Source organism: Streptomyces sp. H51, from assembly GCF_035656535.1.
Taxonomy (GTDB): Bacteria; Actinomycetota; Actinomycetes; order Streptomycetales; family Streptomycetaceae; genus Streptomyces.
In genome coordinates this window covers 21,347-43,309 of record NZ_JAYMHD010000048.1, presented here as the reverse complement: position 1 = coordinate 43,309, position 21,963 = coordinate 21,347, and the positions used below count along the sequence as shown (strand labels likewise).

Here is a 21,963-nt window from a genome sequence, read left to right as displayed (position 1 = left end):
GCCCCGCGACCGGACAGCACGGTCCCGCGCCGCGGCCGTCCGTCACCAGAGAAGATCCGGCAGCAACGGGTGCCTCGGGTTCGGCGTGTTCGTCCCTGACCGGCGCGGCCGGCGGCGGGCACGCTGACCCCGTCGGCCCTGACCCGCGGGCCGGCCCCATCACCTGCGGGAGGTCACCGTGACGCAAACCGATTCCGCGACCGGCACGGGCGGCGAGGAGGTCCGCCCGGGCGCCGAGGACGTGTACCTCGTGGTGCGCAACGACGAGGAGCAGTACTCGATCTGGCGGGCGGACCGCGAGCCGCCGGCCGGCTGGCACCCGGAGGGCCGGCGAGGCACCCGGCAGGAGTGCCTGGACCACATCGACGTCGTCTGGACGGACATGCGCCCGCTCAGCCTGCGCCGTCGGCCGGCCGGGGCCGATGTCTGAGTCCCGCCCGGGTCCGCCGCTCGCCCTGTCGGCACACGCCCCGCCGGGGGAGCCGCCGCCCGGACGGCTGTGCCCGGACGTCGTGGATCTGTCCGGACTGCATTCCGGCGGCCGCCTGCCGGGCCCGCGCACGCCGCGCCGGCCGGTGGAGCTGTACCTGGCCGAGGTGGGACGGCAGGACCCCCTCGCGCTGCGGCGGGCGCGGGAGTTGCTGGACGCCGACGAGCGGGCGCGGGCCGGCGCCTTCCACCGGCCCCGGGACCGTGACGCGTACGTGGTGGCGCACGCGACCCTGCGCGGCGTGCTGAGCCTGCTGCTGGGCGTCCCCGCCGACGCGCTGCCGCTGGTGCGCGAGCCGTGCGCGGGCTGCGGGGGTCCGCACGGCCGGCCCGCGCTGCGCACCCGCGGGGTGCACTTCTCGCTGTCGCACAGCGGGGACCTGGTGATGGTGGCGCTCGCCCCCACCCCGGTCGGCGTCGACGTGGAAGGGCTGGCCACCGCTCAGGCGGTGCTCGGCGCGCAGTCGGCGCTGCACGCGGCGGAGGCGGCGGAGCTGGCGAGGCTGCCCGCGCACGAGCGCCCGGCGGCGTTCACCCGCACCTGGGTCCGCAAGGAGGCCTACCTCAAGGGCCTGGGGACCGGGCTGGTGCGCGATCCGGCGCTGGACTACGTCGGCACCGGGCTTCGGCCGGCCGCTCCGGCGCCGGAGTGGACCCTGCGGGACGTCCTCGTCCCGGCGGGGTACGCGGCGGCGGTGGCCCTGCGGACGGAGTGAGAGCGCCCGGCACAGGAGAGCGGGGACCGGCCGGTGGCCGGTCCCCGCTCTCTTCGCTGTGTGCCCGTCTCGGTGCGCCCGAGGGCGTACGCCGGCGTGCGCCCCGCTTCCCGGATTTCCCCCGGGGGCGGGGGCGGGCGCGCTACGCTCGCGCGCGTGAGCGCTGCCGAACCGACCATCCTCGCCACTTCCGGAGGCCACCGCGTCGGCACCCGGACCCGGCTGCTCTTCGACGCCCTGGTCCACCACGCGGTCGACCTCTCCGGCGTGCACGGCAGGCGTCCGCGTGTCCTGTACGTCGGCACCGCGACCGGTGACGCCGAGCACGTGACGGCGCGGGCGGCGGAGGCCGCCCGGGCGGCGGGCTTCGACCTCACCCCCCTGTACCTGTTCCCCATGCCGAACGTCGAGGACGTCGAGGGCACGGTCCTGGACCAGGACGTCGTCTGGGTGATGGGCGGTTCGGTGGCCAACCTGCTCGCCGTGTGGCGGGTGCACGGCCTGGACGCGATCATGCGGCGCGCGTGGCGGGCGGGCGTGGTGCTCGCCGGGGTCAGCGCGGGTTCGCTCTGCTGGTTCGAGGGCGGCGCGACCGACTCCTTCGGGCCCGGACTGCGCCCGTTCACCGACGGGCTGGGCCTGCTGCCGTACGGCAACGGCGTGCACTACGACTCCGACCCGGGCCGGCGCCCGCTGATCCACCGGCTGGTCGCCGAGGGCGCCTTCCGCACGGCCCACTGCACCGACGACGGGGTGGGCCTGGTCTACCGGGGCACCGAGCTGGTCGAGGCCGTGACGGAACTGCCGGGCAGGGGAGCCTACTTGGTCGGCCGCGAGGGCGACGGGGCGGTGGAGGAGCGGATCGAACCGCGGTCGCTGCCCACGCCCCGGTTCTGACGCGGTCCACCGCGACGGCGCGCGGGGCGACGGGCGCGGCGTTCCCCTGCCCGCCGGCCACCTCTCCCGTCCCCCGCGTCTGCGTCGCCCGTCGCCCGTCGCCCGTCTGCCGTCGCCCGTCTGCCGTCGCCCGTCATCCCGGGGTCCGTCGTCCGGGATCCGTCAGGCGTCCGGCGTCCGGCGTCCGGCGTCCGGCTCCGGTCAGACCAGCCCGTGGCGGACCGCGTGGGCGACCGCGTGGGCCCTGTTGCGGGCCTGCAGGCGCGCCATGATCTCGTAGATGACGTTCTTCACGGTGTGTTCGGAGCAGTCCAGCAGCCGCGCGATGTCCGCGTTGGCGTGCCCCTCCGCCATGAGGCGCAGCACGGAGGTCTGACGCGCCGTCAGGGTCGGCGGCCGGCTGCCGCTCCGGTCCGGCCGGCGGGGTGCCGGGCCGCCGTTCAGCAGGTGGGACAGTTCCGGGTAGGGGATGGACGGGTGCGGGTGCCCGGCGCGCCGGACGGCCGCCGTCAGGGCCTCCGGCGTGAGGTCCTCGCTCCGCAGGACCACCGCGCCCGCGCGCAGCGCCCGCAGCAGGCCGGTACGGCTGACGGTGTCGCACACCAGCAGCAGTGGTCCGCCGTTCCACGGGCCGCGCAGGGCCTCTTCGGCGTCCTGCGCGACGACCACGGTCACGGTCCCCGCCTCCGGGTGCCCGTCGACGCAGCTCAGGCCCGCGCGGCGGGCGAGCGCGCGGACCCGGTCCGCGCCGCGTGCGGGCAGCACGCACAGGGCCGCCGAAGCCGGGGGCACGGCGGGCCCGGCGGGCGCCGCGGGTCTGACGTGGCCGGCCGGCGGAACGGGCGTGCGGGACTCCAGGAGCGCCGCGGGCGCCAGGGTGGCCGTCACAGCAGACCCGCCCGGAGCGCGTAGGCGACCGCGTGCGCGCGGTTGCGCAGCCGGAAGCGCTGGGTGATGTCGTGCACGACGGTCGTGACGGTGCGCGGCGAGTAGGCGAGGCGCTGGGCGATCTCCGCCGTCTCGTGCCCGTCGGCGACCAGCCGCAGCACCGACCGCTCCCGGTCCGACAGGGTTCCGCCGGCCCAGCCGCCGCTGCCGTGCCGGGCGTCGGCCGGGCGGTCCAGGACCTGTTCCAGCAGGTCCGTCGGGAGGGTGCAGTCGTCCTCGGCGGCGGCCAGCACCGCGTGGCCGAGGCGGGAGGCGTCGGCCTCACGGCGCAGCAGCAGGCCGCGGGCCCCGGCGGCGAGGGCGTGCAGGGCGTCGCCGGAGGCGAGGGCGCCGGCCACCAGGACGACGGCGGGGCGCTGCGGGCAGGCCCGGGTGACGCGCACCATGTCGAGCTCGGCCGGTCCGAGCCGGTCCACGGTCAGTACGGCGACCCGGGCGTCGCCGGGCTCGCAGAGGGTCAGTTCCCCGCAGGCGAGGAGGGTACTGCGGGTGCCGGCTTCCAGCACCGGGTCGAGGGCGACCACACCGACGGGTACAGGTGCTCCCATCTGCTGCTCCTTGGAAGGTCGTCCGCCCCGTGATGAGCACGGCGGGCGGTCTGGGGGGGGGTTCTGGACGACACCGTGCGCCCGGCGGGGCCGCGGGAGCATCGGTAGTCGGTCCCCACCTTTTCCGTCCCCCTCCCACCGGGCGGGCGGCCCGGCTCCGGCCACCCCGCGCGCGGCGGGCCCGTCCGGGCCTGCTCAGGCCCGCTCAGGCCCGCTCGGGCCCGGTCCTGCGGTGGGCGGCGCGGCGGGCACCCGTACGAGGCGGGCGCGGCGGGCCGGGATGGGGGTCGGGCCGCCCGGAGCGGGTGGGACACCCCCGTACGCGGCGCCCCTGGGCAGCGCCCGTACGGTGGTCGGCCCGCCCCCGGCCCAGGACGCCGGGCAGGGGCGCTGACGTGCGGTTCTCCCCGGTACGGCGGGCGGTCGTCCGCACCGCGCGGTGTCGTCGCGGCGGCCGTCACCCACCCGGTGGGGCGGGTCGGCAGGGAATATGGGGGTCACTTCCCCATGTGGGGGTCGTAGGGCGTCTGCCACCTTCGGTGACGTGACTGAGACCGCCACCAGCCTCCCGACTTCCCGGAGCGCCGGCCTGCCGCTCTCCTGGTGGGCCCCGGCGCTGTCCCTCGCGGAACGGCTCGCCGCCCCCGGACTCCCGGCGGCGTCCGCCGGCTCCGCCGCCTCCGGGCGCGCTCCCTGGGCCGCCGGGGACAGCGAGGGCTTCGCGCTGCGGCTGGCCCACCTCCGGGTGGACGCGGCGACCGCGGCGGCTCTCGCGGCGGAACCCGCCGAGCTGCTCGCCGCCCGCGCGGCCAAGCCCCGCTGGGCCGGGTACGCGGAAGCGGCCCTGGACTCCGCCCCGCAGAGCCCGGCCGAGGTCGAGCCGGCCGCGGACGGTGTGGGTCCCGAGGTCTTCGCCACCGTCGTACGGCCGTTCGTCGCCCCGGCCGCGGACCGCCTCGCCGCTCTGCTGCCGGGCGTTCCCGTCGCCGAACAGGCGGTGTGGCAGAGGGCGTTCGAGCGGCGGCTGACCGAGCAGCTGGTCCGGCAGGCCGCCCGTACCCTGGTCCACGAACTCTCCCTCGCCCGGCGTGCCCGGCGGCTCGCCGGAGCGGACCCGAGCGAGCGGTTCGCCTCGTTCGTCGCCGCGACCGGCACCCGGCAGGGGCTGTCGGCGCTCGTCTCCGCCTACCCGGTGCTGGCCCGGATGCTCGCGCAGACCGCGCTGGACGCGGCGGACGCGGCGGCGGAGCTGGTGGCGCGGTTCCGGGCCGACCGGGACGACCTGGTCGCCGGCCTGCTCGGCGGGCGCGAGCCCGGTGCGCTGGCCGGGGTCGACCTCGGTCTCGGTGACGCCCACCAGGGCAACCGGGCGGTCGCGATCCTGCGCTTCACCGGCGGGGACCGGGTCGTCTACAAGCCCCGCCCGCTCGGCCAGCACGCGCTGCTCGACGACCTGGCGGCCTGGCTCAACGCCAAGGTGCCCGGTCTGGCGCTGCGCACGCCGCGCAGTGTGCGCCGGCCGGCGTACGGCTGGCTGGAGTTCGTGGAGCACCGCTGGTGCCGGTCGATGGCCGAGACCAACGCCTTCTACCGGCGCCAGGGGGCGCTGCTGGCCCTGCTGTACGCGGTGGACGGCGCCGACATGCACTACGAGAACGTCATCGCCTGCGGCGACCAGCCGGTCCTGGTGGACGCCGAGACCCTGCTGCACACCGGGCTGCCGCAGGCCATGACGGCCGGCGCCGACCCGGCCGCGGACGCCCTGCACGCCTCCGTGCACCGCACCTGCCTGCTGCCCCACCTGCTGATCGGCGAGCACGGCGCGCTGGACATCTCCGCGCTCGGCCGGTCCACCGACGGCACCTTCCCGAGCGAGGGCCTGCACTGGGAGGACAGCGGCAGGGACACGATGCGGGCGGTACGGGCGCCGCTGCCCAGCCCCGCCGCGCAGAACCAGCCGCTGCCCGACGGGGCGCCCCTGGAGGGGGCCGACCACCGGGCGGCGCTGCTGGAGGGATTCCGCACCGGCTACGCGGCCCTCGCCACGCACGGTCGCGAACTGCTCGCCCCGGAGGGGCCGTTGGCCATGCGCGCCGACAGCCCGGCCCGGCTGATCGTCCGCTCCACCCGCCTGTACGCCACGCTGCTGGAGGAGTCCACGCACCCGTCCCTGCTCGGGGACGCGCTCGCCCGGGAGGGCGTGTTCGCGGTGCTGTGGACCGAGTCCGAGCACGACGAGGCGCGCCGGCGGCTCGTCGAGCAGGAGACCGCCGACCTGTGGCGCGGCGACGTGCCGCTGTTCGTGCACCGGCCGTCCGGTACCGGGGTCCGGGCGGCCGACGGCGCCTGGCTGCCGGAGGTGCTGCCCGTGGCGAGCCTGGCCGCGGTCGGTGCGAAGCTCGCCCGGATGGACGAGGTCGACTGCCACGACCAGGAGTGGATCATCTCGGCCACGCTGGCGGCGCGCGGTGCCGGTTCACCCCTGGCACGGCGGTCCGAACTCGCCCTCGCCCCGGTCCCGGAGGTCGTGCCCGACACCTCGCGGCTGCTGGCCGCCGTGTGCGGGATCGCCGACGAGATCGCCGCCCGCGCGATACGCGGCGGCGGCCGCACCAACTGGCTGGGCCTGGAGCAGGTGTCGGGACCGCACTGGGCCGTGCTGCCGATGGGCGCCGGGCTCGGACAGGGGTACTGCGGCGTGGCGTTGTTCCTCGCCCAGACGGACGCGCTGACCGGGGCCGGGCGGTACGCCGCGCTGGCGCGGGAGGCGGTCCTGCCGCTGCCCGCCCTGATGAAGGCACTGGCCGCCGACCCCGAGCTGAGCGCGGCGGCCGGACCCGGCGCCTACGACGGGCTGGCCGGCATCGTCTACGCGCTCCCGAGGCTGTCGGCGCTGCTCGGAGAGGACCTGACGACGTGCCTGCCCGACGCGCTCACCGCGCTCGGGCACGCGGTCGCCGCCTGCGCCGACCCGGGGCTGGCCGCCGGCACGGCCGGTGCGCTGGCCGCCGCCGTCGCCGTACACGAGGCGACGGGGTCGCCCGAGGCCCTGCGGCTGGCGGACACCGTGGCGGACCTGCTGCTGGTGACGGCCTGCGGGCCGGACCGGACCGTCGGCGGAACCGGAACCGGAACCAGGGCCGCGGGTGCGGGTGCGGGTGCGGGTGCGGTGGGTTCGAGCGCGGTCGCGGGCAGCGCGGCCCCGGTCCGCGGCCCGGGTTTCGCCGACGGGGCGGCCGGGATCGGCTGGGCGCTGCGGCGCTACGCCGGCCGCCGCCCCGAGCGCGCCGCCGCACACGCGGGCGCCGCCGACGCCCTGCTCCGCGCCGCGGTCCGGGACGTGCCGGCCGCGCACGCGGACCCCTCCTGGCTCTCCGGGTCCGCCGGTGTGGCGGCCGCCGCCGCACTGCCCGCAGCCGGCGCGCCGTCGGCCGGACCGGCTGCCGGGCCGGCGTCCGCGCTGTCGCCCGGGCTGGCGGACGTCGAGGTCGGCCCCGGTCTGAGCCTCGGGCGGGGCACCCTCGGCACGCTGGAGGCCCTGGCCGTGCTCGCCCGGCGCGGCGACGCGACCGCCGCCGCGACGCTGAGCCGGCGTACCGGACAGGTGCTCGCGCTCGTCGAGGCGCAGAGCCACCGCTGCGCCACCCCCGACCACGTTCCCTCCCCCGGGCTGCTGACCGGCCTGTCCGGCATCGGCTACGGACTGCTCCGCCTGGCCCGCCCCGAAACCGTCCCGTCCGTCCTGCTCCTGGGACAGCCGGGTCACTGACCGCACACCCTCCTCCGCTCCTCCGCTCCTCCGCTCCTCCGCTCCTCCGCACCACGGCACCACGGCACCTCCGCCACCTCCCACCCGTGCTCGACCGCACGGACGCCAGAAGGGGATCTCACCGTCATGGACAAGCACCTCGCCGCCACCGCCGCCGACGTCACCGAGACCGCCGCCGACGAGCAGGACGCCGCGGGCGGGATCACACTCAAGGGCCGCAACCGCGCCTGCGCCCGCGCCCGCGTCCTGGCCGGCATGGTGCTCACCAGCGGCATCGTCATCACCCTCAGCACGCTCGACACCTCGGTCTCCGCCCCGCAGTGACACACCGTCAGTCCTGACCCGGATGATGGCGCGGGCCCGCCCGGCGGGCCCGCGCCGCCGTGTCCGCACGGGGCCGGAGCGGCGGTGGCGGCGGCCGGCCGAAGCGGCGGCGGCAGCGGACCGTTCGGGGGCCGTGCGACCTGCCGCCGGACCCGGTGTTCCGGTTACTATCTGCGCTCATGCGTTCCCATGCGCCTTCCCTGGTCGGACGGGACTCCCAACTGGCCCTGCTCGAACGTGCCCTGGCCGATGCGCGACAAGGCCGCGGCGGTGTCGTCTTCCTGATGGGAGAAGCGGGCGTCGGCAAGTCGCGGGTCGCCGCGGAGGCCGTCGGGGAGGCACTGGGCGCCGGGATGCGGGTGCTGCGGGGCCGCAGCAGCACCACGGGTCCGGCCGTACCGTTCCGGCCGCTGACCGAGGCACTGATGTCGCTGTTCCGCGGCGGCGAACCCATGGACGACCTCGCCCTCGGCCCCTACCGGCCGGTTCTCGGGCGGCTGATCCCGGAGTGGAACACCGGGGAACGGGACAGCAGTTCCATGGTGATCCTGGGCGAGGCGGTGCTGCGCCTGCTCATCGCCGCCGGGCGCGGGCAGGGCCAGTTGCTGCTCCTCGAGGATCTGCACGACGCCGACCCGGAGACGCTCGGCGTCCTCGAATACCTGGTGGACAACCTCGAGTACACGCCCGTACTGCTGCTGGCCACGGTCCGGACCGACTTCAGCGACGCCCTCGACCTCGCGCAGTCCGCCCGTCGGCGCGGCGCCGCCACCCTGGTGGAACTGCCGCCGCTGACCCGCCCCCAGGCGTACGAGATGATAGCGGCCCAGCTCGGTGCCGAGGGTCCGGACGAGGTGCCCGCGGCGGTGCTGGAACGGCTGTGGGAGGACAGTTCGGGAAGCCCGTACCTGATCGAGGAACTGCTGCAGTCGATGATCGGGGCCGGCACGCTGGTGCAGGGCCCGGAGGGCTGGCGGGCCGTCGGCGACCTCCGCAGTGACGTTTCGTCCACGCTGGCGCGCGGCATACTGCGCCGCATCGACCGGCTCGGCGCGCAGGGCCTGACCCTGCTGTCGGCCGCAGCCGTGCTCGGCCGGCGCTTCCCGCTCACCGTGCTGCAGCGCATGACCGGCGTCGACGACCGGGCCCTGCTCAGCCATCTGCACGCCGGTGTGGCCGCGCGGCTGGTGGTTCCCGACGAGCCGGCCCCCGACTGGTACTCCTTCCGGCATTCGCTCACCGTGGAGGCCCTCTTCACGCAGATGACCCCGACCCGGCGCGCGGAGCTGGCCCGGCGGGGCGCGGAGGCGATCGAGGAACTGCACCCCGGTCTGACCGGCGACTGGTGCACGCTGGCCGCCGGGCTGCGCGCCGAGGCCGGCGACAAGGTGCGGGCCGGCCTGCTGTTCGCGGACGCCGGCGGGCGGGCGCTGGCGGCGGGGGCGCTCGGCTCCGCCGTGACCCTGCTCGGCCGGGCCGAGCGCCTGCTGGCCGACGCGGGCGACCCGCAGGCGCGGGCCGCGGTGCTGGAGAACCTGCTGCCGGCCCTGGCCGAGGCCGGCGACTTCGCCCGCGCCTTCGACCTGGCCGAGGACCTGCACGCGCTGGACGGCTCCGGGCTGAGCCCCGTCCGCCTGGCCACGCTGCACACCCGGCTGGCCAAGGTCGCCCACACCGCGGGCCGGTGGAGCGACGGCAACCGGCAGACAGCCCGCGCACGCGAGGTGCTGGCGGCCGCCCCGGACGAGCCGGCCATCGCGGCCGTCGACGTCACGGCCGCCTACCTGGCCCTGGACACACCCGGCCCCGACCGCACCCAGCACGCCGAGAAACTCGCCCGGTCCGCCGCCGACACCGCCGAGCGGTACGGGCTGCCCGTCGTCGCCTGCCAGGCGCTGGAACTCCTCGCGACCGTGGCCCGCAAGCGGGACCCGGAGGAGTCGGAGGCGATGCTCGAACAGGCCCTCGCCACGGCGGAACGCCATCGCCTGCCGCTGCAGCGCATGTACGCGGCCACCCGGCTCGGCGGCAACGCCTGGCTCGCCGACGGCGACGCCTCGGGGCTGCTGGCGGCCCGGGAGGAGGCACTGCGGCTCGGCTCGGTGAACATCGTCCACACGGTGGACGGCATCCTGGTCCTCGACGCGGTGCTGCGCGGCGACCACGACACCGCCCGGTCCGCCGCCGCCGAGTGCCTGGCCGTCGTACGGCGGCTGCGCCTCGCGCCCGCCGTGCGGTACGTCCTGATGGCGCAGGCCGTCTTGGAGGCCCACCACGGGGACCGGGCCGCGATGGAGCGGGCGCTGGCGGCGTTCGCCGAGTGGGACGGCGCCGGTTCGCAGGAGGAGCCGCTCGGCCGCGGCCTGGCCCGCGTCTTCTGCGCGCTGCTGGAGGAGGACCGCGAACTCGCCCGCGAGGAACTCCGGCAGGTGCTGGAGATCGAGGCGGGCAACCCCTCCACGTACCACCTCAGCGGCACCCACGGCCTGGGGCTGCTGCTGGACGTGCTGGCCGGGGACGCGGACCGGGCCCGGCACGAGGAGATCACGGACACCGCGGTCGCCCGGATGCGCTGGAACCGCCAGTTCGTGCTGCTCGCCGACGCCGTGCTGCTGGGCCGCGAGGGCGCGGGCGAGCGGGCGGCGGCGACGGTGGAGTCCGCGCTGACGGTGGCCGAACCGTATCCGCTGGCCCGGCACCTCGGACTGCGGCTGGTCGCGGACGCGGCGCACCAGGACGGCTGGGGCGATCCGGTGGGCTGGCTGCGGCGGGCGGAGCACTACTTCCACGACCGGGACGTACAGGCGGTCACCGGTGCCTGCCGGGCCGGGCTGCGCCGGCTCGGCGCCTCCGTGCACCAGCACCGCACCGGCACCAGCGGCATCCCCGACCAGCTGCGCGCCCAGGGCGTCACCGTGCGGGAGTTCGAGGTGTTCCGGCTGCTCGCGGAGCGGCTGACCAACAAGGACATCGCCGACCGGTTGTTCATCTCACCGCGCACGGCGGAGAAGCACATCGCGAGCCTGATCACGAAGACGGGCGCCGTCAACCGCACGGACCTGTGCGCCCGGTCGGCCGCGCTGCGCGACACCTGAGCGTGAGCGCTCCGCTGGGAGTGCGTGTGGTGCCGTCGGTCGGCTGCGGCGCCGTCGTGGCCGGTCGCGCAGTTCCCCGCGCCCCTGTTCAGGGCGCTCTGCAGTGGCGCTGCACGCACCGCGTGCAGGGGCGCTTCGCGCCGGTCCTGTTCGTGAACATACCTGATCACCGGCATTCAGAGCGAATCTTGGGCGGGCAACTGGATTGCCCTGCAAGGTGGTTCACGACAGACCGCCGGGGACGGCGGATCGCCCGGCAGCAAGGAGAACAACATGGACAAGGTATGGCTGGTCACCGGGGCGAGCAGCGGGTTCGGCCGGGCGATAACCGAGGCGGCGGTCGCCGCGGGTGACCTCGTGGTCGCCGCCGCCCGCCGCACCGCGCTGCTCGACGACCTGGTCGCCGCGCACCCGGGCCGGGTGGAGGCGCTGCCGCTGGACGTCACCGACATCGCGGGCGCCCAGGCCGCGGTCGACGGCGTGGTGGCCCGGCACGGCCGGATCGACGTCCTGGTCAACAACGCCGGACGGGGCATGGTGGGGGCGGTCGAGGAGACCACCGACGCGGAACTGCGGGACCTGATGGACCTGCACTTCTTCGGTCCGGCCGCGCTCACCCGGGCCGCGCTGCCGCACATGCGCCGCCAGCGCTCGGGCGCCATCGTGCAGCTCAGCAGCATGGGCGGGCGGCTCGCCTTCGCCGGAGTCGGCGCCTACTGCGCCGGCAAGTTCGCCCTGGAGGGGCTCTCCGAGGCGCTGGCCGCGGAGGTCGCCCCGCACGGCATCCGGGTGCTGATCGTCGAGCCCGGCGCGTTCCGCACCGGCTTCGCCGACGCCGCGGCGCTGCGGCCCCCCGCGGCGATGGACGCCTACCAGGACACCGTGGGCCCCCTCCTCGCCGCGCTGCCGGGCGGAAGCGGCAAGGAACCCGGGGACCCGGCCAAGGCCGCGGCCGCCGTCCTCACCGCTCTGGACGCCGACGAACCGCCGCTGCGTCTGCCGCTCGGCAACGACGCCGCCGACGTGATCACCGTCCACCTCGACCGTGCCCGCGCCGAATTCGACACCTGGGAGAAGCTCGCCCGGTCCACCGACTTCGACGACTGACAACGGTGCGGAGCGGGCTCCGGCGCCTGCCGGGGCCCGCTCCGCACACCGCCCGACCCGCGGTCGGGCAGCGCCCCGAAGGGGCGCGGGGAACCGCGTGGCCGGCCACGACGGCGCCGCAGCCGGCCGGCGCACGACACGGCACACCCCCGGCACGGCCGGCGGAACGTCAGCGCATCTCGCGTACCGGGCGGGAGGCGAGGACCGCGAGGCCGGTGAGGGCGAGGACCGCGGCCACCGCCCCGAACAGGGGGAGGGCGCCGACGCGGGCCAGCGCGCCGCAGACGATCAGGGACAGCGGGGCGGCGGCGTAGCCGAGGACCATGTCGACCGACACGACCCGGCTGAGCACGTCCTGGGGGATGTTCCGCTGGATCCAGCTGAGCCCGAACACGCCCTGGAACCCGATGGCGAAGCCCATGGCCAGCACCGTCGCCACGACGGCCGGGGTGCTGTGGACCAGGCCGAGCACGGCCATGCCGGCGGCCAGCCAGCCGGCCAGCGCGGCCACCAGCAGGCCGACCCGGGGCCGGCCGCCGAGCGCGCCGCCCGCCAGCGTGCCGAGCATGGCGCCGCCGGCGAGGGAGCCGTTCAGCACGCCCAGCGTGGCGGAGCCGCCGCGCAGCACCTGGTCGGCGAGGGTGGCGAAACCGACCGTGAAGGGCCCGGCGTAACAGAAGTTGACGGCGGTGTCGAGGGCGACGACGGTGCGGAGCCGGGGGTCGCGCAGGGTGAAGGTCACGCCCTCGCGGATCCGGGCGGCCAGGGACGCCCGCGGTCGCGGGGCGGCGGCGTCCTTCTCCCCGTCGGCCGTGCGGGACCGGGTGCGGATGCACGCCACGCACCAGCCGCACAGGGCGAAGCAGACGGCGTCGACGAGGAACGCCACCGGTGCCTGGGTCATGGCGATGACCAGGCCGCCGACGGCCGGTCCGACGACGGCCGCGGTCCTCGACCCGGCGCCCAGCAGCGCGTTGGCCGGGGTCAGCAGGCTCTCGTCCACCACGGACGGCAGGATGGACACGCGGGCCGGCTGGAAGAAGGCGTCGACGGCGCCGAACGCGGCGGCCGCCGCGCACAGCATCCACACCGTCAGGTGCCCGGTCAGGCCGGCCACGCCGACCCCGGTCATCAGCCCGGCCCGGGTCCAGCTGGAGCCGATCATCAGGGTGCGGGTGGACAGCGAGTCGCCGAGGCTGCCGCCGACCAGGGTGAGCAGGGCCCGCGGTATGGCCTGGAAGGCGAGGACGTAGCCGAGGGTGAGGGTCGATCCGGTCAGGCCGAGGGTGATCCAGGAGAAGGCGACGACGCTGAAGCCGTCGCCGAGCAGGGACAACGACTGTCCCAGCCAGAGGAGTCGGAAGGGGCGGTGCCGGGCGGGTGCCCACAGCCGCGGACCGGCTCCGGCGAGGGTGGTGGCCATGGTGTGCCTTTCGTCATGTCGTCGTGCGGACGCGTCCGGGGGCCGGTCAGTAGCGGACGGGCAGGGCGGTGAGGCTGCGGTTGAGCAGGGAGGGCTGCCAGGTGAGCCGGGCGGGGTCGTCCAGGGTGAGGTCCGGGTGGTCGCGGACCAGGGTCTCGACGGCGGCCACGGCGACCAGCCGGGCCAGTGCGGCGCCGATGCAGAAGTGGGCGCCGAAGCCGAAGCCGAGGTGGGTGGTGCCGGTGCGCCGGACGTCGAACCGGCCCGGGTCGGGGAAGCGGGCCGGGTCGCGGTTGGCGGCGGCCGTGACCAGGAAGATCCGGTCACCGGCGCGCAGCGTGCGGCCGTCGAGTTCGAAGTCGCGGGCGGCGGTGCGGATCGACATCTTCGACGGCCCGTCCAGCCGCAGTGTCTCCTCCACCGCGCCCTGCGCCAGCCGCGGGTCCTCGCGGACGGCCGCGAGGGCGCCGGGGCGGGTGTGCAGGGCCAGGACGGTGTTCGCGATCAGGTTGCTGGTGGTCTCCCCGCCGGCGAACGCCATCTGGGTGAGCATGCCGACGAACTCCTCCTCGGTGACCGAATCGCCCACCCGGCCCTCCCGCAGCACCTGGCTGATCAGGTCGTCGGCGGGTTCGGCGCGGCGCCGGGCGACGAGGCCGGCGAGGTAGTCCTCCAGGCTCACGAGCGCTTGCAGGGAGGCCCGGAACTCGCTCTCCTCCTGCGCGGTGCCGAGCACGAGGTCGGCGACGCGGGCGTTCCAGTACCAGAAGGAGGGGGCGTCGGTGCGCGGGATGCCGAGCCAGCGGGCGAAGACCAGCGCGGGCAGCGGCTTCGCCACGTCGGCCATGAGGTCGCCGTCGCGGCCGGGGACCGCCTTGCGGGCCAGGACTGCGCGGGTGGCCTTCTCGGTGAAGGTGCGGTAGCGGGCCACCGCCCGCGCCGCGAACGCCTCCTGGAAGACCTGGCGCAGTCTGCGGTGCTGCGGCGGGTCGTTGAACACCATCCAGCGGGACAGGATCCCGAAGGCCCGTTCGGCGTCCTCGCGGGCGCCCTGCGGGACCGCGTCCATCAGGGGCCGTACCCGGTCGGCGGAGACTGCGGGGTCGCGCAGGCAGCGCATCACCTGGTCGTAGCCGCTGACCAGCCATGCGTGGTGCATCGCGCTCCAGTGCACCGGCGCATGCTCACGCAGGGCGTCGAGCTGCCCGTAGGGGTCCGCGACCATGTCCGGGGAGAGCAGATACCGCTCCGAGAAGACGGGGGCCGAGCCCGGGGCCGAGGCAGGGGCAGGGGCCGAGGCAGGGGCAGGGGTGGGGGCCATGGTGGTCATCGGGTGGTCTCCGTCTCCAGGGCCGCGACCAGCGCGGCGATGCCGGCCACCCTCGGCTCGGCCATCATCGACATGTGGTCGCCGTCGCTGATGTGCAGGGTGAGCCCGCCGCCGGCCGTCTCGCGCCAGCGTTCGACGTAGGTGTCGTAGTCGACGTCCAGGCCGGGCATCGTGCGGCCGCGCGGCAGTCCGGCGGCCTCGCTGCCGACCACGAGGTGGATGTGGCCGGGGTAGGGGCGGACCTCGTAGGCGGCGAGCGCGGCCAGCAGCGAGTGCCACACCTCGATCGGCGCGCCCTCGACCAGGGCCGCCTCGGCGGGGCTCATGCCGGCGCCGAGCAGGGTCGCGGTCAGCTCCGCCGTGGCCCGGTCGCGCTGCGGGGACGGCGGCATCCCGCGCAGCCTGTCGCGCAGGCGCTGGGCGGTGCGCAGGTCCTGGGTGACGCCGTTCAGCCGGGCGCGCGCGGCGCTGTTGGGCAGGTACGGCTCGATCAGGACCAGCGGCGCGGTCTCGTGCCCGGCGCGGTGCAGCTGGGTGGCCATCTCCAGGGCGATGTTGGCGCCCATGGACCAGCCGAGCAGGGCGTGCGGGCCCGTGCCCTCCCGGTCGGTGATCTCGGCGACGTAGTTGGCGGCGATGCCGCTCACCGTGCTCGGGTCGATCCCGCCGAGCAGCCCGCGCGCCTGGAAGGCGTGCACCGGCCTGCCGGGCGGCAGGGCGCGGGCGAGCGGCACGAACCAGGCGGCGCTGCCGCCGGTGGGGTGCACGCACCACAGGGGCTCGCCCGTGCCGGGGCGCAGCCGCACCTCGGAGGTGACGGCGGCGGGCAGCCCCTCCCCCGCGGTGCGGGTGGCGTGGGCGGCGAGCTGGGCGACGGTCGGGTGCTCGATCAGGTCGCCGACGGAGATCGCGAGCCCGCGTCCGGCGGCCATCAGGGAGACCCGGACGGTGGACAGCGAGCTGCCGCCGATGCGGAAGAAGTCGTCGTGGACGCCGATACGGGACAGTCCGAGCACCTCGCGCCAGATCTCGGCGAGGATCTTCTCCGCCGGGGTGGCCGGGGCCACGTACTCGGCGTCGCGCCGGTCGAGTTCGGCCGGCGGGAGCGGCAGCGCCCGCTTGTCGATCTTGCCGCTGCGGTTGACCGGCATCTCGTCCAGGACGAGGAACCGGGCGGGCAGCATGTAGGCGGGCAGCGAGGAGCGCAGGGCGCGGCGCAGCTCCTCGGGGGCGGGCCGCTGCGGGCCGTGTACGACGAGGTAGGCGACCAGGGCCGGTTCGCCGGGCAGGTCGGTGCGGTGCAGGACGACGGCCTGGCGGACCTCCGGCAGCTGCCGCAGCGCGTGCTCGATCTCGCCGAGTTCGATGCGGAAGCCGCGCAGCTTCACCTGCGAGTCGCGGCGCCCGAGCCACTCCACCGAGCCGTCGGGCCGGTGGGTGCCGAGGTCGCCGGTGCGGCACAGCCGTTCGCCGGGCGCGCCGTAGGGGTCGGGGACGTAGGTGGCGGCGGTGAGCGCGGGCCGGCCGAGGTAGCCGCGGCCCACGGCCTGCCCGCCGAGGTAGATCTCACCGGGTACGCCGACCGGGACGGGCTGGAGGTCGTCGTCCAGGACGTGGATGCGGGTGTTGCGGATGGGTGTGCCGATGGGCGGGGTGCCCCGGCCGGGGCTCAGTTCGGCGGCGACGGACCAGACGGAGGTCTCGGTCAGGCCGTAGACGTTGTGGAAGCGCCGGCCGCGGGCCCAGACGTCGGCCAGTTCGGCCGGGCACGCCTCACCGGCCACCTGGAGCACCCGGAGGCCGGGGAAGTCGTCGTCGCCGAGCACGGCGAGGGCGCTGGGCGGCAGCATGGCGCAGGTGACCTGGGCCTCGCGCAGGGTGCGGGCCAGGTCGGGGCCGGGGCGCAGGTCCTCCTTGGGCGCGGTGACCAGCCGGCCGCCGTTGGCCAGGGACCAGGTCAGTTCCAGGATGGAGGCGTCGAAGCCGAAGGAGGCGAACTGCAGCACCCGGTCCTCGGGGGTGGGGCGCACCAGGTCGCGCTGGCCCTCGATCATGTTGGACAGGCCCCGGTGCGGTATCGCCACGCCCTTGGGGGTGCCGGTGGAGCCGGAGGTGTAGATGATGTAGGCGAGGGTGTCGGCGTCCGGCTCCGCACCGGAGGCGCCGGGCTCCGCACCGGAGGCGTCCGGCTCCGCGGCGAAGGCGCCGGGGACCGGGTCCGCCGGCCGCGCGGGGGCGTCCAGGTGGATCACGGGTCCGCCGAAGGGCACCGTCCCGTCGAGCGCCCGCTGCGTCAGCAGCACCCGCATTCCGCTGTCCTCGGCCATGAACGCCAGCCGCTCGGTGGGGTGTTGCGGGTCCAGCGGCACGAAGGCACCACCCGAGCGGAGCACGCCGAGAGCCGCGCGCACCAGGTCGGGGCCGCGTTCGACGCAGATGCCGACCACGGTCTCCGGGCCCACCCCGAGCCGCCGCAGCCGGTGCGCCAACTGTCCGGCCTGCTCGTGGAGTTCGTCGTAGGTCAGCGGCTGCCCCCGGTGCTCGACGGCGACCGCGTGCGGGGTCCGGGCGGCGTGGCCGGCGACGTGCTGGTGGAACAGCAGCGGGGAGGCGGGGAGTTCCGGTCCGCGCGCCCACACGTCGAGGGCGGTGGCACGGGCCGCGCCGGTGAGCGCGGGCCGGGTGACCCGGGCGTGCGGCTCGGCCACCATGGCCGCCAGCTGGGCGCAGTACACGTCGGCCAGTTGCTCGGCGGTGGCGGGTGCGACGAACGCGGGGTCGGCGTCCAGGGTGAAGGCGTTGACGCTCGCGTTCACCAGCAGCGGGAACATGGTGCGGGCGATCTCCAGGGAGTCGTCCCAGGAGTCGTGCGAAAGCCGGTGGAAGTTGACGTAGTTGAACACGGCGTCGGTCAGGCTGGGCTCGGTGGGCCGCAGCGCGGCGATGCGGACGAGCGGCACCCTGCGGTGCGGGAGCATCTCCTGCTCGGCGGCGAACACGTCCCGCAGGTAGGCGAGCCAGTCGGTGCGTGGCCGGGCCACCCCGAACGGCACGGTGTTGAGGAACAGTCCGCGCATCCGGTCGGCGCCGGGCACCTCGGGCCGGCCGTTGGTGACCAGGCCGATGCTGTGGCCGGACACGCTGTCGTCACGGTCGGCGAACAGGCTCATGGTGTGGTGGAAGGCCGTGATCAGCACGGTACGGCGGGGCACGCCGGCCTTCCTGGCCAGCGCGCCGATGCCCTCGGCGAGGTGGGCGTAGGAGCGGCGGACCTCGTGCACCGGCGGCTGCCCGTCGGCCTCGCCCGCGGGCCGCCGCCGGAAGGTCACCGGGCGCAGCTCGGCGAGCCGTTCGCGCCAGTAGTCCAGGGACTCCGTGCTGCCGAGGGCCGCGCGTTCCAGGGCGACGTACTCGGCGAAGGCCGGGGCCTCGGGCGGCCGGGGGGCGGTGCGGTGGGCGACGGCCTCGCGGTGCAGGGCGAGCAGGTCGGCGACGAGGGAGGTCAGGCTCCAGCCGTCCAGCACGATGTGGCAGTCGGTGAGGACGAGCCGCAGGTCGTGGTCGGTGATGTGGTGCAGGTGGATGCGGACCAGGGGCGCGGCGGCGAGGTCGAAGCGGCGCTCGAACTCCTCGTCGACGAACCGGCGCAGCCGCGCCCGCTGCTCCTCGCGGTCCAGTCCGCGCAGGTCGGTGTAGCCGACGGGCAGGTGGGCGGTGCGGTGGACGAGCTGGAGGGGTTCGCGGTAGGTGACGAGGTCGACGGAGGTGCGCAGGATGGGGTGTCCGGCGACCACCGCGTCCACGGCGGCCTGGAAGGCGTCGAGGTCGAAGCCCTCCGGCACGGTGATCTTCAGGTCGGTGACGTTGTGGTAGGCGCCCCGGCGGGGGTCGGCCAGCATCTCGTGCAGCATGCCCGCCTGGAGCATGGTGAGCGGGTAGGCGTCCGCGAGCCCGTCGGGCAGCCGGCCGGCGTCGGCGGGGTCGAGCTGGGAGAAGGGCGCGACCGGTTCCGGGGCGTCGGCCGCGTCGGTGACGAGTGCGGCCAGGTCGGCCAGGGTGCGGGCGCGGAACACGTCGGCGACGGTGAAGCCGAGCCCGGCCGGGCGGCCGAGGCCGACCAGGCGCAGGGCCAGGATGGAGTCGCCGCCCAGGTCGAAGAAGTTGTCGGTGCGGCTGACGTGTTCGGCCCCGAGCACCTGGCCCCACACCCCGGCCAGGGCCTGCTCCACCGGGCCCTCGGGCGGGACGTGCGTGCGCCGCTGCGTGGCGGCGGGTGCGACGGCGGTGAGCGCGGCCCGGTCCACCTTGCCGTTAGCGGTCAGCGGCAGCTTCTCGTGGCGGACGAACAGGGCCGGGACCATGTAGTCGGGCAGGGTCAGCCTGAGGCCCGCGCGCAGGGCGGGCGGGTCGAGGGGGCGGCCCTCGGGGGTGACGACGTGGGCGACCAGGCGGGCGGTGCCGCCGTCCCGGCGGGCCACCACGGCCACGTCGGCGACGCCGGGCAGGGCGCGCAGGGCGGTCTCGATCTCGCCGGGTTCGATGCGGTAGCCGCGGATCTTCACCTGGTGGTCGGCGCGGCCGACGTAGGCCAGCTGGCCGTCGGGCAACACCCGGACCAGGTCGCCGGTGCGGTACATGCGGGCGCCGGGCGGGCCGAAGGGGTCGTCCAGGAAGCGTTCGGCGGTCAGTCCGGGGCGGTTGCGGTAGCCGCGGGCCACGCCGCCGCCGGAGACGTACAGCTCGCCGACGCTGCCGTGCGGCACGAGCCGGCCCCAGGGGTCGAGGACGTAGCCGTGCTGCCCGGCGAGCGGCCGGCCGATGGGTGAGCGGACCGTCCCGTCGACGTCCTCCTCGGTGATGGTGCGGATGGTGACATGCACGGTGGTCTCGGTGATGCCGTACATGTTCACCAGGGCGGGCCGGGGTCCGGGGGCGGTGAACCAGTCGCGGTAGTCGCGGACGTCGAAGGCGTCGCCGCCGAAGACGACCGTGCGCAGCGCGAGGTCCGGGAAGGAGGCGCCGGCGTCCGCGAGATGGGCGCGCAGGCCCTTGAAGGCGGCCGGGGTCTGGTTGAGGACGGTGACGCGCTCCTCGCGCAGCACCCGGTGCACGGCGGCCGGGTCGCGCACCTCGTCGCCGGTGAGGACGACGACGCGTCCGCCGCTGGTGAGCGGCGCCCACAGTTCCCACACGGAGAAGTCGAAGGCGGGCGAGTGCATCAGCGTCCACACGTCGGCGGGCCCGAAGTCGAAGTGCCGGTCGGCGGCGTCGAGCAGCCAGGCCAGGTTGGCGTGGGTGAGTTCGACACCCTTGGGACGGCCGGTGGAGCCGGAGGTGTAGATGACGTAGGCGAGGTCGTCGGGGTCCGGCAGGACGTCGTCGCTCTCCCCCGGCGCGTCGGCCGGCTCGGCGTCGAGGACGACGAGCCGGACGGGCAGGTCCGCCACGGCGGGGCGGGTGGCGGTGTCGGTGACGACCAGGTCGATGCCGGAGTCGGTGACGGTGAAGGCGCGGCGGGCCGGCGGGTGGGAGGGGTCGAGCGGCAGGTAGGCGGCGCCGGCCCGCCACACGGCGAGCAGCGCCACGGCCAGGTCGGGGGTGCGGTCGAGGCAGACGCCGACGAGGGAGCCGCGGGTCACCCCGGCGGCGCGCAGCCGGCGTGCCAGGCCGCTCGCGGCGGCGTCGAGCCCGGCGTACGTCAGGGTGCGTCCCGATCCGCTGACGGCGGCCGCGTGCGGGGTGCGGCGGACGTGCTCGGCGAGCCGGTCCGGGGCGGTGCGCGGGGCGGACGCGAGCCGGTGGCCGGTGTTCGCGGGGCCGTCGGGGCCGAGCAGCTGGGCGCGTTCGGCCGGGGTGAGCGGGTCGACGGCGCTGAGCGGCAGGTCGGGGGTGGCGCGGAACGCCTCCAGCAGGGCGGCGGTGTGCCGGGCCAGGGCGGCGACGGAGGCCTCGTCGAACAGCTCGGGCCGGTACACGAGGACGAGGTCGGTGCGCCCGTCGCCGTCGCGCAGGTCCAGGGTGAGGTCGAACTTGGCGGTGGTGAGGTCGATCCGGTACGGCGTCCCGGTCGCGTCGCCCAGGGCGAGGTCCGTGCCGGTGGCGTCGGTGTGCGTGTAGAGGACCTGGACGAGCGGGTTGCGGGCCAGGTCGCGGTCCGGGCTGAGCGCGTCGACGACCTGCTCGAACGGCAGCGACTGGTGCGAGAACGCCTCCAGGACGCGGTCCCGGGTGCGCGCGAGCAGCGTGGCCGGGGTCGGGTCGTCGGAGAAGTCGCCGCGCAGCACGAGGGTGTTGACGAAGAATCCGACGAGTTGCTCGGTCTCGGCCCGCTCCCGGTTGGCGACGACGGTGCCGACGGCGATGTCGTGCTGTCCGCTGTGGAAGGCCAGCGCGGCCTGGAAGGCGGCCAGCACCGTCATGTACGGCGTGGTGCCGGCCTGCCGGCCGAGGGCGTCGAGCGCTTCGGTCAGCTCGGCGGGCAGCGTGAGGGTGTGGGTGGCGCCGAGGCTGCCGGGGGTGTCGGGGCGGGGGTGGTCGGTGGGCAGGTCCAGCGGGGTGAGACCGGCCAGCCGGGTGCGCCAGTGCTCCAGCGCCGCGGACTGGTCGCTCTCGCGCTGCCAGACGGCGTAGTCGGTGTAGTCGAGGGGGAGTTCGGGCAGCCGCGCGCTGCGGCCCCCGGTGCGGGCCCGGTACAGCTCGGTGAGGTCGCGGACGATCAGGCCGAGGGACCAGCCGTCGGACACGATGTGGTGCATGGCGAGGACCAGGACGTGGTCGTCGTCGGCGGCGCGGACCAGGGTGGCCCGGAAGGCGGGTTCGCGGGCCAGGTCGAAGCGGCGGGTGGCGGCGGCGTGCACGGCGGTCGCGAGGCGCCGCTCGCGGGCGTCGCCGGCCGGTCCGGTCACCTCCACCAGGTCGAGGTCCGCCCGGCCGGCGGGCAGCACGCGCTGGTACGGGATGCCCTCGTGCTCGGGGAAGACGACCCGCAGCTGCTCGTGCCGGGCGACCAGGTCGGCGACGGCGGCGCGCAGGGCCGGGACGTCCAGCGGGCCGGTCAGCCGCCAGGCGGCGGGCAGCAGGTAGGTGTGGGCGCCGGGGTCGAGCCGGTCGAGGAAGTACAGGCGCTGCTGGGCCGCGGACAGCGGGATCCGGTCCGGGCGGGGACGGACCCGGCGGGGCCCGTCGTCCCGTACGGCGCCCTGGCCGCGCAGCCGCTGCTCCAGCAGCCGTCGGGCGGCCGGGGACAGGGCGTTCGCCGGAGCCGGGGCGTTCGCCGGGGACAGGGGGCCGGGTCGCACGTCGGATGTGGTCATGAGG

12 protein-coding genes are annotated in these 21,963 nt (G+C 76.1%); 7 read left to right on the top strand and 5 right to left on the bottom strand.

What is annotated here, in order from left to right; all coding sequences use genetic code 11:
- Nucleotides 1-178 precede the first annotated feature (178 nt).
- The 3 genes from VKA29_RS13735 to VKA29_RS13725 all read left to right on the top strand — a co-directional run bounded on the left by VKA29_RS13735 (nucleotide 179) and on the right by VKA29_RS13725 (nucleotide 2,102).
- Nucleotides 179-430, top strand: a complete 252-nt coding sequence (locus tag VKA29_RS13735) for an MbtH family protein (RefSeq protein WP_420718486.1) — start codon at nucleotides 179-181, stop codon at nucleotides 428-430.
- Complete coding sequence (locus VKA29_RS13730; RefSeq protein ID WP_324785775.1) at nucleotides 423-1,205, top strand: 4'-phosphopantetheinyl transferase family protein; 783 nt, start codon at nucleotides 423-425, stop codon at nucleotides 1,203-1,205. Before VKA29_RS13735 ends, VKA29_RS13730 begins: the two co-directional genes overlap by 8 nt.
- A gap of 156 nt (nucleotides 1,206-1,361) precedes the next feature.
- A complete protein-coding gene (locus VKA29_RS13725; RefSeq protein WP_324785774.1) occupies nucleotides 1,362-2,102 on the top strand; it encodes a peptidase E in 741 nt (246 codons plus the stop codon).
- 201 nt (nucleotides 2,103-2,303) lie between these two features.
- On the opposite strand, the gene VKA29_RS13720 is transcribed toward VKA29_RS13725, so the two are convergent.
- A complete protein-coding gene (locus VKA29_RS13720) occupies nucleotides 2,304-2,990 on the bottom strand; it encodes a helix-turn-helix transcriptional regulator (protein ID WP_324785773.1) in 687 nt (228 codons plus the stop codon).
- Complete coding sequence (locus VKA29_RS13715) at nucleotides 2,987-3,598, bottom strand: helix-turn-helix transcriptional regulator (protein ID WP_324785771.1); 612 nt, start codon at nucleotides 3,596-3,598, stop codon at nucleotides 2,987-2,989. The genes VKA29_RS13720 and VKA29_RS13715 overlap by 4 nt, the downstream gene beginning before the upstream one ends.
- A gap of 544 nt (nucleotides 3,599-4,142) precedes the next feature.
- Here VKA29_RS13715 and VKA29_RS13710 point away from each other — a divergent pair.
- The 4 genes from VKA29_RS13710 to VKA29_RS13695 all read left to right on the top strand — a co-directional run bounded on the left by VKA29_RS13710 (nucleotide 4,143) and on the right by VKA29_RS13695 (nucleotide 11,893).
- Complete coding sequence (locus tag VKA29_RS13710) at nucleotides 4,143-7,367, top strand: type 2 lanthipeptide synthetase LanM family protein (protein ID WP_324785770.1); 3,225 nt, start codon at nucleotides 4,143-4,145, stop codon at nucleotides 7,365-7,367.
- Nucleotides 7,368-7,493: 126 nt separating this feature from the next.
- Complete coding sequence (locus tag VKA29_RS13705) at nucleotides 7,494-7,691, top strand: hypothetical protein (protein WP_324785769.1); 198 nt, start codon at nucleotides 7,494-7,496, stop codon at nucleotides 7,689-7,691.
- Between the two features lie 179 nt (nucleotides 7,692-7,870).
- A complete protein-coding gene (locus VKA29_RS13700) occupies nucleotides 7,871-10,786 on the top strand; it encodes a helix-turn-helix transcriptional regulator (protein WP_324785768.1) in 2,916 nt (971 codons plus the stop codon).
- A gap of 273 nt (nucleotides 10,787-11,059) precedes the next feature.
- Nucleotides 11,060-11,893 (top strand): oxidoreductase, encoded by an 834-nt coding sequence (locus VKA29_RS13695; protein WP_324785767.1) that lies wholly within the window; start codon nucleotides 11,060-11,062, stop codon nucleotides 11,891-11,893.
- 169 nt (nucleotides 11,894-12,062) lie between these two features.
- Here VKA29_RS13695 and VKA29_RS13690 read toward each other — a convergent pair whose 3' ends face one another.
- Genes VKA29_RS13690 through VKA29_RS13680 form a run of 3 tightly spaced genes read right to left on the bottom strand, consistent with a single transcriptional unit; the run spans nucleotide 12,063 to nucleotide 21,959 of the window.
- On the bottom strand, nucleotides 12,063-13,316 hold the full coding sequence (locus VKA29_RS13690) for an MFS transporter (RefSeq protein WP_324785766.1): 1,254 nt from the start codon (nucleotides 13,314-13,316) through the stop codon (nucleotides 12,063-12,065).
- Between the two features lie 46 nt (nucleotides 13,317-13,362).
- A complete protein-coding gene (locus tag VKA29_RS13685) occupies nucleotides 13,363-14,646 on the bottom strand; it encodes a cytochrome P450 (protein ID WP_324785763.1) in 1,284 nt (427 codons plus the stop codon).
- Nucleotides 14,643-21,959: a non-ribosomal peptide synthetase gene (locus tag VKA29_RS13680; protein WP_324785762.1), complete on the bottom strand. Its 7,317-nt coding sequence runs from the start codon at nucleotides 21,957-21,959 to the stop codon at nucleotides 14,643-14,645. Before VKA29_RS13680 ends, VKA29_RS13685 begins: the two co-directional genes overlap by 4 nt.
- Nucleotides 21,960-21,963 lie beyond the last annotated feature (4 nt).

What these genes read in the sequence shown, in the direction of transcription:
- VKA29_RS13695 (WP_324785767.1), top strand. Translation starts at nt 11,060, where the DNA reads ATGGACAAGGTATGGCTGGTCACCGGGGCGAGCAGCGGGTTCGGCCGG.
- VKA29_RS13685 (WP_324785763.1), bottom strand. Translation starts at nt 14,646, where the DNA reads ATGACCACCATGGCCCCCACCCCTGCCCCTGCCTCGGCCCCTGCCCCT.
- VKA29_RS13690 (WP_324785766.1), bottom strand. Translation starts at nt 13,316, where the DNA reads ATGGCCACCACCCTCGCCGGAGCCGGTCCGCGGCTGTGGGCACCCGCC.
- VKA29_RS13715 (WP_324785771.1), bottom strand. Translation starts at nt 3,598, where the DNA reads ATGGGAGCACCTGTACCCGTCGGTGTGGTCGCCCTCGACCCGGTGCTG.
- VKA29_RS13700 (WP_324785768.1), top strand. Translation starts at nt 7,871, where the DNA reads ATGCGTTCCCATGCGCCTTCCCTGGTCGGACGGGACTCCCAACTGGCC.
- VKA29_RS13680 (WP_324785762.1), bottom strand. Translation starts at nt 21,959, where the DNA reads ATGACCACATCCGACGTGCGACCCGGCCCCCTGTCCCCGGCGAACGCC.
- VKA29_RS13705 (WP_324785769.1), top strand. Translation starts at nt 7,494, where the DNA reads ATGGACAAGCACCTCGCCGCCACCGCCGCCGACGTCACCGAGACCGCC.
- VKA29_RS13730 (WP_324785775.1), top strand. Translation starts at nt 423, where the DNA reads ATGTCTGAGTCCCGCCCGGGTCCGCCGCTCGCCCTGTCGGCACACGCC.